The organism is Paenibacillus sp. TSA_86.1 (assembly GCF_052691815.1).
The window spans coordinates 1061418-1074221 of record NZ_JBQZGE010000001.1; the positions used below are offsets into that span (position 1 = coordinate 1061418).

Annotated in this window: 13 protein-coding genes; 11 read left to right on the forward strand and 2 right to left on the reverse strand. The window is 46.5% G+C overall.

Annotated elements, in window-relative coordinates:
- The first annotated feature begins 138 nt into the window (after positions 1-138).
- From ACUTVW_RS04930 to ACUTVW_RS04940, 3 genes are all read left to right on the forward strand, one after another.
- Complete coding sequence (locus ACUTVW_RS04930; protein ID WP_445644732.1) at positions 139-1452, forward strand: DNA polymerase IV; 1314 nt, start codon at positions 139-141, stop codon at positions 1450-1452.
- Positions 1453-1572: 120 nt separating this feature from the next.
- A complete protein-coding gene (locus ACUTVW_RS04935; RefSeq protein ID WP_421897132.1) occupies positions 1573-1815 on the forward strand; it encodes a ferredoxin in 243 nt (80 codons plus the stop codon).
- Between the two features lie 169 nt (positions 1816-1984).
- A complete protein-coding gene (locus tag ACUTVW_RS04940) occupies positions 1985-3430 on the forward strand; it encodes a L,D-transpeptidase (protein ID WP_445644733.1) in 1446 nt (481 codons plus the stop codon).
- Positions 3431-3514: 84 nt separating this feature from the next.
- Here ACUTVW_RS04940 and ACUTVW_RS04945 read toward each other — a convergent pair whose 3' ends face one another.
- Positions 3515-3652: a hypothetical protein gene (locus ACUTVW_RS04945; RefSeq protein ID WP_434751832.1), complete on the reverse strand. Its 138-nt coding sequence runs from the start codon at positions 3650-3652 to the stop codon at positions 3515-3517.
- A gap of 255 nt (positions 3653-3907) precedes the next feature.
- Between ACUTVW_RS04945 and ACUTVW_RS04950 the strand changes: the two genes are divergently transcribed.
- From ACUTVW_RS04950 to ACUTVW_RS04960, 3 genes are all read left to right on the forward strand, one after another.
- A complete protein-coding gene (locus tag ACUTVW_RS04950) occupies positions 3908-5005 on the forward strand; it encodes a quinone-dependent dihydroorotate dehydrogenase (RefSeq protein WP_445644734.1) in 1098 nt (365 codons plus the stop codon).
- Positions 5006-5140: 135 nt separating this feature from the next.
- The gene (locus ACUTVW_RS04955) at positions 5141-5956 is read left to right on the forward strand and encodes a GTP pyrophosphokinase (protein WP_445644735.1); all 816 of its coding nucleotides are present in this window, start codon (positions 5141-5143) and stop codon (positions 5954-5956) included.
- Complete coding sequence (locus ACUTVW_RS04960) at positions 5943-6449, forward strand: DUF309 domain-containing protein (RefSeq protein WP_445644736.1); 507 nt, start codon at positions 5943-5945, stop codon at positions 6447-6449. The genes ACUTVW_RS04955 and ACUTVW_RS04960 overlap by 14 nt, the downstream gene beginning before the upstream one ends.
- Before the next feature lie 125 nt (positions 6450-6574).
- Here the strand turns inward: ACUTVW_RS04960 and ACUTVW_RS04965 are convergent, their stop codons facing one another.
- Entirely contained in the window at positions 6575-7123 is a 549-nt protein-coding gene (locus ACUTVW_RS04965; protein WP_445644737.1) for a thioredoxin family protein, read from the reverse strand.
- Positions 7124-7341: 218 nt separating this feature from the next.
- Between ACUTVW_RS04965 and ACUTVW_RS04970 the strand changes: the two genes are divergently transcribed.
- From ACUTVW_RS04970 to ACUTVW_RS04990, 5 genes are all read left to right on the forward strand, one after another.
- Positions 7342-9078, forward strand: coding sequence for an RsmB/NOP family class I SAM-dependent RNA methyltransferase (locus tag ACUTVW_RS04970; RefSeq protein ID WP_445644738.1), 1737 nt, complete (start codon positions 7342-7344; stop codon positions 9076-9078).
- Entirely contained in the window at positions 9075-9836 is a 762-nt protein-coding gene (locus ACUTVW_RS04975) for a pseudouridine synthase (protein WP_445644739.1), read from the forward strand. The genes ACUTVW_RS04970 and ACUTVW_RS04975 overlap by 4 nt, the downstream gene beginning before the upstream one ends.
- A 23-nt stretch (positions 9837-9859) precedes the next feature.
- On the forward strand, positions 9860-10663 hold the full coding sequence (locus tag ACUTVW_RS04980) for a Cof-type HAD-IIB family hydrolase (protein WP_445644740.1): 804 nt from the start codon (positions 9860-9862) through the stop codon (positions 10661-10663).
- A 129-nt stretch (positions 10664-10792) separates the two neighbouring features.
- The gene (locus tag ACUTVW_RS04985) at positions 10793-11884 is read left to right on the forward strand and encodes a hypothetical protein (RefSeq protein ID WP_445644741.1); all 1092 of its coding nucleotides are present in this window, start codon (positions 10793-10795) and stop codon (positions 11882-11884) included.
- Positions 11885-12078: 194 nt separating this feature from the next.
- Positions 12079-12627, forward strand: a complete 549-nt coding sequence (locus tag ACUTVW_RS04990) for a GNAT family N-acetyltransferase (protein WP_445644742.1) — start codon at positions 12079-12081, stop codon at positions 12625-12627.
- The last annotated feature ends 177 nt before the right edge of the window (positions 12628-12804 follow it).

The following is a 12804-nucleotide window of genomic DNA, read 5'->3' on the forward strand; positions in this document are numbered from 1 at the left end:
TGACTATAATATGGGAGAATGTATTGATTGCAGTTATGCTTCTGATCATTATTGGTCTGGTTGTCCGGGCCATTTTCAAGAACAACAATAGACCTGGATGAAAATAAAGTGAACTCCCGGGCCGGGAGGATAGAAAGGATGGGGGGCGTGAAGTCTTCAGACAGCAATCCTCCAATCGATGTAAGTGAGTATTATCCGGCAGCAGGCAGAGTGATTCTTCATGTGGACATGAATGCCTTCTATTGCTCTGTACATGAAGCAGAAGAGCCGGAGTTATATCGTGGAAAGGCAACTGCCGTTGCGGGAAGCAGTGAACTGCGCAAAGGTGTCATTGTTACTTGTTCATACACAGCCCGAGGCAGAGGGATCTCCACGGGCATGGTTGTACATCAAGCAATGAAAAAATGTCCTGATCTGATTGTAATTCGACCTGACTTTCACCTGTATCGTCAATACTCCAGAGCTTTTATGCAGATTGCATATAGTTATACGCCGCTGCTGGAAGCAACTTCGATTGATGAGTGTTATCTGGATATTACGGGTTCCAAACAATTCGGTACACCTGTCGAAATCGCTGAACAGATCCAGAATAGGATCAGGGATGAGCTTGGCCTGCCTTGTTCCATCGGTATTGCGCCGAACAAACTACTCGCCAAAATGGCTTCTGATCTTAAAAAGCCAAACGGTATATCGATTTTGCGGATGAGGGATGTACCGCGCATTTTATGGAACAGACCGTGTAACGAGATGTTTGGCATCGGTAAAAAGACGGCTGAGAAACTCAAAAAGCTGGGGATTGATACGATCGGTCAATTGGCTAAATCGGATGAAAAAATGCTGACTGACCTGTTTGGTGTTAATGGAACATGGCTCAAAAATTCGGCAAATGGTATTCATCATTCTCCGGTCGTTGCTGAACGGGAAGCGAACAAGTCCATTGGACACACGACGACACTGCCAGCCGACGTCTCTGAACAAAGTGATATCCAGCGGGTATTTCTAAACATCAGTGATCAGGTCGCCCGAAGATTACGCAAACATGAAATGTTCAGTCAGGGCATTCAGATCACCATTCGTACCCCTGACATGAAAACGATCACGAGGTCACGCATGATGGATATCCCTACAGAGGACGCAGCAGTCATTTACCGAGAGGCTTGCCAGCTCTTTGCAAAACACTGGGGAAGCGGAAAGCCTGTACGAATGCTTGGCATCACGCTGCAGAATTTGATTCCACGAGAGGAATCCGCTGTGCAGATGGATTTGTTCGAATATGAGCAGAAGCCAAAAAAGGAAAGTTTGATTCGTATTATGGATCAGTTACGGGATAAGTTTGGTGAGAATGCAGTTGTCACTGCAGGTATGCTGGGTGATGATCCTTCCACATTGCTTCGCAACCACAAGGTAAGGGGGACGTCACTGCAAAAAGATAACTTGCAAAGTCTGGACTAAATAGGGATAATATAAAGTTGTGGTTGTTGCAATTTGATTTGTAATTATTCTAACTTTGGTTTAATATGTTTTTAGATAAAAACACGGTTCGTGGAGAATCCTAGGAGGAGAGATTGTATAATGAGTAAGTATACTTGGGTTGAAAAAGATACATGCATCGCATGTGGCGCTTGCGGAGCAACAGCTCCAGATATCTATGATTATGATGATGAAGGTTTGGCAGAAGTTATTTTTGATGGTGATGCCAACCATGGAATCAAGGCTATTCCTGAAGATTTGTTCGATGATATGCAGGATGCATGCGATGGCTGCCCTACAGACTCCATTAAAGTAGCGGACGAGCCTTTTAATAAAGAAGGTTAATTTTTTTCTTCATATTGTATATCAAGGCACATGTTTTGTCCCAGTGACAGAAGGTGTGCTTTTTTGTATGTTTATATGGTTAGTACCAAGTAACGAAGTCCTATGCACATTTTGCCTGTGGCTGCCGATATATACTCTATAAGCACAAGGCGGAATAGTGGAGGATTAGATGCAAAACACGGATCTAAGGTCATATGTCAAGAAGCATCCAGATAATAAAATGGCTTGGTATTTGCTTGGCAAAGAGTATCTGGGCGAAGGACAGGAAGCGAAGGCGAATTATTGTTTCCAACAAGCGGGCGAAGTGTACGAAGCTTTTGAACGCAGTAAAGCTCCTGCCGACATATGGATGGATTACCAGGAGAAGCTGGTAGAGGAGTCTGAGCAAAAGGAGAAAAAGAGACGCAGACGCAAAATGTGGCTGACGCTGCTCATGTTTTTGCTGTTAGCGGGACTTCCGCCTGCAGATGCCCCGGGTGGTAAACATGAGGTGGCTGACGCGTTATCCGCAGCTCTGGAGACTGAGGATGATGCATCAGATGCATCGCCTGTGAACAAAGAACGAGGAGCGAGTACAGCACCTGTGGAACAGAGCAATGTGTTCACTGCGGCTGCGTTTGGCGGCCAAAATGATGGAGGGGCTGCTCTTGCCGCAGTCTGGTCAAGATCGGGTAATGGACTTCATACTACAGCTGTACTCGGTATGCAGACATCGGATAAATGGTTGGTCTGGAAGCGGGTTATGCCCGTAAAATATATTGTGCAGACCAATTCAAAAGGCAAACTTACGGCTCAGAGTTATGATGCAAAACAATGTAACTGTAAACCTCCTGAAGTATCCTCGAAGATTAAACGGTTGGGTCTCGCTTGGACGAGCAAACAGGAGACAGCTGCCGTTTTATCCAGTGCCATCATATCCTATCATAAGCAGCATAAAACTTGGCCGAAGAGTGTCGCAGCACTGGCACAGCCGTTTCCTAACAATATATTGGGTGAAACTTCAGCTGAAATGAGCGAGATGTTTCCAGCGTTGTTAGCGATGTCTCAAGCCAAGGTTCGAGCTGGGGAGGGGAGTTCTACTGGTGACGGGATACCGCAGGCTGTTGAATCGTCCGCTGCGAAAAAGGCCCCGTTTGCGGATACATTGGGTGGACAGCCGTTTTTAGAGAAACCGCTTGAGATTGTTATTGACAAGAGTAACCACAGGTTGGCACTCATAAGCGGGAGTACGATCGTACGGATGTATGAAGTGGGCCTGGGCGGGAAGCGGACGCCAGAGGGCTCATATGTCATTACGGATAAGGTTGTTAATCCGAATGGTCACGCGAATGGAGAGTTTGGAAGTCGAGGCATGCAGCTCTCGAATACGAATTATGCCATCCACGGGACTAATGAGCCTGATAGCATCGGACTGGACGAGTCCCTTGGATGTGTGAGAATGAGCAAAGCGGATGTGGAGGAGTTGTTCGCCCTTGCTCCGCAAGGAACTCCGGTGCGCATCGGTAAAGACCTGCTGCCAGAGCTTACGCCTGCTCCGCAAGCCGAACAGCGGTATAAGTACAAACTTGTTCCGCAGCAGAACAATCCAAACAAAACATATCACTGGCTTAATTGATCCTGCGTATCTCTGATGTATCGGCAATGTTCCCGTTCATCTCAAAGATCTTCATATGTATGTCCGGCTGGCTTACTGAATCATCTACATATTGGCAATAATGATCAGTGCGCCGATGATAAGGATTAAACCGCCAACACTGGCTGCTGTCCATATAATGGCTTTGCGGTTAACCTCTTCTTTTTTTTGCTGTAATGCAGGTGGTTTGCGTTTTTGAGCCATGTTTTCTTCGTCCTCCTTAATAGGTATCGAACTGGTCTAGAGTAACCATGCTTTCATTGTAAAGAATTTGGCCCGCTATTTCCAGTAGTTGGGTTGATTTCTTGTGCATAGATCATCTGAATTGAATTTTGTTTGTCTATGCGTAAATGACTTTCTTTTTGAAGGAGAAACGGCTAGACTTGTGTGTAGAGTTTTTTTACATATGAGGACGGAGAGCGGCCATATGGCGTACCGAACCAGAACGGAGTGAGTGATTTGTTATACAAAAGTCTTGCTAAACCTTTATTGTTTAAAATGGATCCTGAGCAGGCCCATCATCTAATCATTGGTGGCCTTAGCGGTGTAGGCAGAGTTCGTCCAGTTCCGTCCGGACTACGTGTCATGTACGGCGTACGTGAAACACCGGATCTGGCAGTGGACATGTTTGGTTGTCATTTTCCTACACCGGTTGGTCTAGCCGCAGGTCTGGATAAAAACGGACAGGCCGTAACCGGGTTTTCCTCCATCGGCTTCGGATTTATGGAAGTGGGAACGGTGACGCCGCTGGCTCAGTCCGGCAATGATCAGCCTCGTTTGTTCCGTTTACCGCCAGATGAGGCGCTGGTGAATCGAATGGGTTTCAACAATCTGGGTGCAGAAGCGATGGCAGGCGAGCTTGCCCGCCTTCAGGAACGACGTATCCCCGTAGCGGTCAATATCGGTAAAAATAAAGCAACTCCAAATGAGGAAGCTCATCTGGATTATGCGAAATGTATACAGGCGTTATATACTTATGCAGATCTGTTTGTGGTTAATATCAGTTCACCAAATACACCGGATTTGCGTAATCTGCAACATGGGAATGAATTAAAAGAATTGTTGGCTGCGGTGATGACCGAGATGAACCTTCAACAGGCTAAAGCTGGCGGAGAAGCCAAATCTGTGCTTGTGAAAATAGCGCCTGACGTGAATGATCAGGAACTTGAATACATGGTTAGTACGATTGCCGCGAGTGGAGTATCGGGTATCATTGCCACAAATACGACAATCAGCCGTGAAGGTCTTTCGCATCAGCATGCGAAGGAAACGGGCGGGCTTAGTGGCAAGCCGCTACGTGAACGTTCAACGGAAATCATTCGTCAGGTGTACAGACAGACGGAAGGCAAGCTTCCGATCATCGGCTCGGGTGGTATTTTTACAAGTGAGGATGCGTACGAGAAAATTAAAGCCGGGGCAAGTCTGGTGGAAATCTATACTGCGTTGATCTATGAAGGACCTGAAGTGAATCGCCGGATCCATGCCGGATTGCGCGAATTGCTGCGTGAGGACGGTTATCATCATATTTCAGAGGCGGTTGGTGCAGACCACCGTTAAGGAGCGAGTTACACACCCCAGACACGATTTATAGAAGCATGGAAGAGTAGAACATGGATCGGGACTCTTCCCCCCGGCTAACATCATGTATAATGGATAGGAACAGGGGATGCTATAGAGACAGGAGGCTTAACCATGGACGGTAGAGACTGGGGTACATTTTTACTTCCTTATGAACAAGCGGTAGAAGAATTAAAGGTCAAATTCAAGACGATGAGGGCCGAATTGAAGAAACGGGAAGAGTATGCCCCGATTGAATTTGTTACTGGCCGTGTCAAAAAAATCTCCAGCATTCTGGAAAAATCAAGACGTCTGAATGTCGCACTGGATGATGTGGAGACGGGGATAGAGGATATTGCAGGCATTCGAATCATGTGCCAGTTCGTGGATGATATTCGTCGGGTTGCCGAGTACATCAGAGCACGGAAAGACTTAACGGTGTTAATTGAAAAAGATTATATAACCAACTTCAAAGAAAGTGGTTATCGGAGTTTCCATATGATTATTGAGTATCCTGTGCAGACGGCTTTGGGGCAGAAAAAAGTGCTCGCCGAAATTCAGATCCGGACGCTTGCGATGAATTTCTGGGCAACGATCGAACATTCCCTGAGCTATAAATTTCGGGAAAGTCTGCCGGATGATATGAGAGCGAGACTGAAGAAAACGGCAGAGGCTGCCTTCGTACTGGATAACGAGATGTCAGCAATTCGTCTACAGATCCTTGAAGCGCAGAAGGCGTTTGAGGATGATTCCAATATTGTGTCAAGAACGCTCAGCATCATTCAGCAGCTGTATTTCTATCATCTGGTTCATGAGGCGATTGAAGCTCAGAGAAGATTTAATGATTGCTGGGAACGGAATGATATGGAGGGACTCAAAGTGCTGCTGGACGATGTGAAGGAACTCCTGAACAACGCCAGAAAGGGCGAAAATCCCGATGAACAGCTATGAACCGCTCTACATTGATTATCTGATTTATTTTAATCGGGATCAGGATTACTTTGAGTGTCACGAGGTGCTTGAGGAACTGTGGCTGGAGCGGAACCGTGATCCTCTGTACAAAGGACTGTTACAGATCGCGGTAGGATTGTATCATTACCGAAACAGGAATTTTCGTGGAGGACTTATGATGCTCCAGAGTTCGCTGGAGTTGCTGGAATCGTATCCGAACAGTAGTCTCGGAATCCGCCTTGGAGATTTGATTACGGACGTTCGTGAACTTGTAAGGGATTTACAGGGAAATGAACCTGAAACAATCCGGTATCGTGATCTGTCTATCACCATTGAAGACAGGGCACTTATCGAGCTGATACAGATCAGATCTTTAGAGCTGACGCCTAATGTTCCACAGCGGCGAAGTCCAACACGAGGACGAATTTACGAAGAGAAAATGAAGGCGTTGCAGCAGAATCAAGTGCATGAGCACCAGGAGAAACGCTCATAATCATGCCAATAATTAGGATGAAACTCCTATGTCTTGAATACAAAACACCCCGTCGATTCCGGTAAAGGAATGATCGGGGTGTTTTTGGTTATTGAATGTAGTCTTTTACCTGGAGTTCATTCAAGTTAGCTTTTACTTGGGGCTGCGTTGCTTTTATATTTTTCGAAAAATTGTTTGTAGTCATCCAGCGAATAACCGTTGTCGCTTCCGTTCTCTTTCAGGCCGCCAACCATGCGGTCTTTCTCAACGCCATCTTGATAATAGACGAGTGTAGGTGTGAATTCGATGTTGTAATCGGTCCAACCCGCTTCAAACTCACGCAGATTAAATTGTGGAAGCTTGATTCCTTCACTGTCCACGAGCGGCATCAATTGTGGTGTCGTTGCACGGCAGTGTGAGCAGTCGGAAGCAAAGAAATAAACAAAGAAACTGTCTTTCTTGTCAATTCTGGCCTTCAGATCAGCGGGCAGGATAATCTGTTGATAGTTAGGATCATCGAGCAATTCCCGTGTAGCCGGATTAAGTTTGGAAGCTGCGATTCCATATGCGTTTTCTACAGTATCCATCTGTTTCTTGGATTGTTGGTTCACAAGAACCAGCGCAGCAATCATGACGACCAGTATACCAAGGAATATAAGGATTGTGGCGCTCTTCTTTTTCTTCTTGGAATTCATTGTTCATCCCCCATTGTTCATATCGAGATAAATTGCAACAAAAATATAGGTTGGGATAATATACATAAACAACCGAATTTTTGCTTATAAAACAATCTATTAGCATTATACTACATTACACGCTGTAGTGGAATACACATGATAGGATAGGCAAGTAAAATGAGGATATGATAACATAGAGCAATATGTCATTTTAACAGGATAGGATGAGTGGAATTATGGCTGTACAGCTGCCTTTCATCTTTGCGGAGCGAATGCAACATTTGCTTGGCGAAGAATTTGAATCTTTTATGAAATCATATGAACAATCTCCGCATGCCGGACTTCGAGTGAATACACTTAAAATATCAATGGAACAATTCGAAAAGATAGCTCCGTTTGACTTGAGACCCATTCCGTGGTGTGGAACTGGTTTTTATGTGCCTCATGGAGTGAAGCCCGGTCTGCATCCGTATTATCACGCGGGTCTGTATTATATTCAGGAACCAAGTGCAATGGCTCCGGTGGAGCAATTGGATGTAAAGCCGGGTGACCGCGTGTTAGACTTGTGTGCTGCGCCAGGGGGGAAATCCACTCAGATTGCTGCCAAGGTTCAAGGTAAAGGAGTGCTGGTCACGAATGATATTCATGCGGAGCGAACCAAAGCACTGGCCAAAAATGTGGAACTGTACGGCGTAAGAAATGCCGTTGTGCTGAATGAGTCACCCGAACGCATTGCGGAAGCGTTCCCTCATTATTTTGATAAAGTGTTGATTGATGCACCTTGCTCAGGTGAAGGCATGTTCCGCAAGGATGAAGACATGGTGAAATCCTGGGAACATCATTCTGTGGAGAAATGTGTGCTGATGCAGCGCGACATTCTGGAAACGGCAGCGCGGTTACTGGCTCCGGGAGGTACGATTGTTTATTCGACTTGTACTTTTGCGCCGGAGGAAAACGAAGCGATGATCGCCGAGTTTTTGAAGATGAACCGTGACTTTGCCGTGGTAAATATTGCGGATAACGCTGGTTTTGCCCCAGGACGCCCGGAGTGGGTGCGCCGGATGCTGCCCGTGCAGGCAGCTGAGACAGAAGAAGTGTTGGATCAGACGCGCGGCACAGCCCGATTATGGCCTCATCTGATAGAAGGGGAAGGACATTATGTTGCTGTGTTAAAACACCTTGAGCGTATTGAGAGTGGCACGAGACGTTCAGAAGAACTTATTGATGAGTTCAATGGAAAGTCAGGGAAAGATCTGGATGAAGAAAGACAAAGTATCGGACAACGTGTACAGGAGTCCGAATTGTTGCATGACCCAAGTGAGGATCGTTCCTTTTTACGATCGGCTTCGCTTCCTATGACCAAAGCCGATCGTAAAAAGGAACGTTTGTTACGGGTTGAATCCAGAGAAAGCAGTGACCGAAGTGCGCGAGGCGGCAAACAGGCTTCTAAACCAGGCAAGAAAGGGAAAGAGGCTGGAGGTCGCAAGTCTGAACGAGGTCAAGGACGAGGTGCCGATTCAGGTTCGTCTGATCCGTTAGCGGTGTACGCTCAATTTGTAAATGAAAATCTGGATATGATGCTTGAAGGGGAGACGGTATGTTACGGGGATCGTGTATACCAGTCAGCAGTAGGTGCGGCCCGTCTGGAGGGACTTAAAGTGATTCGTCCGGGGTGGTTTATGGGCACGATCAAGAATGGCCGCTTTGTGCCATCCCATCCACTGGCTTGTGCTTTGCGTTCATCGGAGGCTCGTCGTAGTGTGAATCTTTCCTCTACGGATGGGGAAGCGGTGAGGTACCTGAAAGGGGAAACGCTGAACATAGAGCAGGAACGGGTCCATTTTCAGGAAGGAACAGTACCCAAAGGGTACGTGCTGGTATGTGTGGATGGATATGCGGCGGGTTGGGGCAAATGGTTGGATGGTGTGTTGAAAAATGAATACCCGGCAGGCTGGAGGTGGACATCCGTATGAGTGGGAAAGGCAAACAAACGCAGCGCTTGGACAAAATATTGAGCCATATGGGTGTAGGAACACGCAGTGAGCTTAAAAAAATGGTGAAGCAGGGACGTATTCATGTGGACGGCAAAGCAGTGAAGGACAGCGGCATTCAGGTGGATCCGGCGATTAACGTTATTGAAGCAGATGGCGAGCGGATTGTGTACCGGGAAATGATCTATCTGATGCTGCACAAACCGCCAGGCGTTGTGTCTGCGACGGAAGATACTAGGGATAAAACCGTGCTGGATCTGTTGCGCAAGGAAGATCGAGTCTTCCAACCGTTTCCGGTAGGAAGGTTGGACAAGGACACGGAGGGGCTCCTTATTTTGACGAATGACGGCCCCCTCGCCCATGATCTGTTATCTCCTCGCAAGCATGTGCCCAAAACGTATGAAGCACGGGTACGAGGAAAAGTAGACGAAGAGGATGTAAAGCGTTTTGCAGCCGGACTGCAGCTTGATGACGGATACGAGACCATGCCGGCGGAGCTGACCGTGCTGGGATATGAAGAAACAGACGGAGATATTGTATCGCTTATTTCACTGATCATCCATGAAGGGAAATTTCATCAGGTTAAACGCATGTTCCAGGCTGTGGACAAACGTGTTATCTACCTGAAACGTGTAGCGATGGGAGAATTGAAGCTGGCTTCCGATCTTTCGATCGGGACTTATCGCGAATTAACAGCAGATGAATTGACCTGTTTACGAAATAATGATGCAGCCAACTAAACACAGATGAGGATGAAAATCATATGACGTATAAATTGATTGCACTGGATGTTGACGGAACCTTATTGAATGATCATCATGAACTGACGGAATGGACACAAGAAACGTTGATTCAGGCCTCCCGCCATGGGGCAGAGATTGTACTCTGTTCAGGCCGCGGTCCGGCCAACACGATTCCTTTTATGAAACAGATGGGGCTGGATGGTTATGTTATTACGCATAACGGCGCTGTGACTGCACAGGTGGATACGCGGGAAGTTATTCATCAGTTTGCTTTGGACACCCGGGGACTTGAACCTGTTATGACGTACTGCCGTGAAAATGATGTGCATTTTGACATCAATACAGCCTTTGGTCTGTATGTAGATCAACCGGAAGGTCTGGAGCTGCAGGTAAGACAGATGTATTACAATTTCCTGGCTGAGCCGCTCAAGCTACCCCGGTGGGCAGATATGACTGAACCACTTGCTAAGTTTACAGCGTTTGGTCCGATCGAGCAGATGGACGCTGTCCAGCGCGAATGGACGTCCTGGAATTTGCCTTATTACATGACACGCAGCGGAGATTTTTTCATTGATCTGATGCATCCGGAAGCTTCCAAAGGAGCTGCGCTCAAAAGACTGGCTGATTCCAAAGGCATTGCTTCTTCCGAGATTATGGCCATCGGCAATTATTTTAATGACATTACGATGCTCACCTTCGCCGGAAAAGGGATCGCAATGGATAATTCTCCTGAAGAGGTGAAAGCAGCATCCGATGAGGTGACCTTGTCCAACAATGATGAGGGCGTTGCGCACGCTATTCACAAGCATATTTTATCCGTATAATTCTGCGTTTACTTGTTACCTGATCTGTGTAAATGGACCTACTCGACCTGCGAAAATGTACAGTGCCTCATAAACTACTCTCTCCGGGGACATCCTAAGAGAATACGTTAGGAATGAGGAGGACTTGCAATGATAGAGATCGATTTAACGACAGATCTGCGAACAGCAAGTGGTGAAGTGCAGGATATTATGGTGGATGACCGATATACAGGCTCGCTTTTACTGATATACAGGGAAGGGGAGCGTCTGTCAGGCAGCCTTCAACTGGAACAGGAATCGATAGAAGAGGCAGTGGAACAGCTCATTATAGATAAGGTGCACGCTTATGTCCGTGCGCTTGCGGATGCGGTGGCGGCATCTTACTATGAAGTTTTGGTGAGCTGTGGCACGTTGCATTCCGTCCTGCGACCAGTGGACATGGATGAGGAAGAAGTATGGTCTTCCCCTGGAACAATAGCAACGGAGAATTACCTTGGGTATGACGAGAGCCGTTATGATGATGTATTACCTGATGAAGAGGTGAATCTCATTCCTGCATCTCGGGATGATTCTTTTACATACGAAGACCGGGAACATCTGCTGGAAATGGAGATGGTCAGTGCCGGTCGTAACTTATCAAGTTATGTGTTCAACGATGTCGAAGGAGAAGAGATGGCAGAAGCTACGCTGAAACAGTATGGAGCCGATGCACATGGAGAGATTCACTGGTATGACGAACCTGATGAAACGGTGCAGGAAGCTGCAGCGGAACTGCTTGTAAGGGAACTGGACGAGGAGATCATCGATACGATTACGATTCGGATGTGGCATCAGGGTAACGAACTGCAGACGCTTGAGTGGGTGCACCGTGATTTTTCCGAGGAACTGGAGGAAGACGAAGAGCAAGAAGAATCATTGGATTCCATCGATGATTGGATCGAGCCGGAAGAAGCGGAAGAAGCAGGCTATGTCATGCTTAGGAACAGGGATCGGGAGTTCAGAATCTATGATCTCTTCGTTCAGGAGCGCGGAGGCCTTCCGGTGGGTACGGCAACTATTGATACGTCCCATTCGGATCTGACGGGTTATATGGATTATGATGTGCCCGGTACGAGTGTGCAGCGGAGGACATTGGTGGAAGTACTGATGCGAGAGCTGAATAAAGAGATCGAATTTGACTCCTTACATCTCACCATGTTGTATCGTAATCAGATTATTGATGAAGCCAAAATGGAAGGGTAAGAGGCGAAAGCCTTTTATCCTTTTTTTGAGTTATCTTGAATTGATTTTGACGAAAAAATCTTTTCCCGGTATAGTACGATTAGTTATTTTAATTAATGCAGTTGCGATGGTATCGAATGGGAGCGACTTTTGGATTTGGACGTAGTCCAAACCAAGGGAAGCGAGCAGTCGAAACCGGAGCATATAGGAGGGGCATGATGACGGAATCATTCACAATTCGCAACCCATACATTAATGATAATTTTCAAGCTGTTCATGCACAGCCAGAGGACACGGAAGAAGTGTTATCCTTGCTTGTAGAGACGGCTTCCTGGCTGAAAAGTCAAGGATCTTCCCAATGGAGTGCATTGCTTCAAGGGGAGGATTCTCATGATACACCTTCCGCTATTCGGCGAGGCGATGTCTTTGTTTTCAAAAAAGAAGCGGAGATTGCTGGAATGGTCATTCTCATGAAGAAGCCAAGTCCATGGGATATCAAGTTATGGGGAGATCACGCCCATGCGGATGATAAAGCACTCTATCTGCATCGGCTCGCGATTCGAAGAAAATATGCTCGAACGGGTCTGGGGAAATCCATATTACAATGGTCTACCAGCGGCATACAATTTAAAGAAAAATCTCTCGTACGACTTGATTGCGGCGCTGACAATGTCAGGTTAAATGCTTTTTATGCAGGAAATGGATTCAGTTATGCAGGGGCTCACGAAGGATTCAGCATTTATGAGAAGCCGGTTGAGTTGTAGAGAAACTGGTTGAGATATGCTGCTGAGAAAATGATTAAAAAGAAGCCGGAAGCTGTTAAGCTTATCCGGCTATATTGATGTGAACAGCTGAATGGATTGATTAGTCAAGAAATGTGAATTTATACTTCTGTATGGAGAGTAGATTGAATACGTTGTATATACGACTTGATGTTTTAG